Raw genomic sequence first — 463 nt, forward strand, 5'->3', positions numbered from 1 at the left:
GGCGCCGCCAAGCCGGCCGCCAAGCCGGGCGCGGCCGCGCCCAAGCCGGCCGCCGAGTAGTCCCTCGGAAGGCGGGCGCGGGCCGGCATCCGCTGTGGTGCCGGCCCGCGCCCGTGCTATGTTGCGCTGTCTCGAAGGGACGCCTCGAACCGGTCGGACGGTCCATGTCCTGTCGCCATCAGCCCGACGCACCCCGGCCCGGCGCCCTGCAGGACGCGCCCTCCTTCTCGCGCAAGTGGCGCCGCTTCCCGAGCGCGCTGCCCGCGGCCTGCAACGACAACCACCGGCCCGGCCGCCTGCGCACGGCGCTGCTGGCCGGTTCCGGCATCGCCGGGTTGCTGGCCGGCCTGCTGGCCGTCGCGGCATCGCTGATCTGAGGCGTCCTCCGGTTGATGGGTTCGGTCCAACGCATCGTCTCAGGACGAAGCGCGGGTCCCCTCTCCCAGAGGGAGAGGGACAGGGT

The 463-nt window shown here is 74.7% G+C and carries 1 protein-coding gene; it reads left to right on the forward strand.

The window, feature by feature from the left end; all coding sequences use genetic code 11:
* Nucleotides 1-164 precede the first annotated feature (164 nt).
* Nucleotides 165-377 (forward strand): hypothetical protein, encoded by a 213-nt coding sequence (locus tag AX737_RS26465; protein ID WP_066926672.1) that lies wholly within the window; start codon nt 165-167, stop codon nt 375-377.
* The last annotated feature ends 86 nt before the right edge of the window (nt 378-463 follow it).

This window comes from Methylobacterium sp. CCH5-D2, assembly GCF_001556475.1.
Classification (GTDB): Bacteria; Pseudomonadota; Alphaproteobacteria; order Rhizobiales; family Beijerinckiaceae; genus Methylobacterium; species Methylobacterium hispanicum.

What these genes read in the sequence shown, in the direction of transcription:
- AX737_RS26465 (WP_066926672.1), top strand. Translation starts at nt 165, where the DNA reads ATGTCCTGTCGCCATCAGCCCGACGCACCCCGGCCCGGCGCCCTGCAG.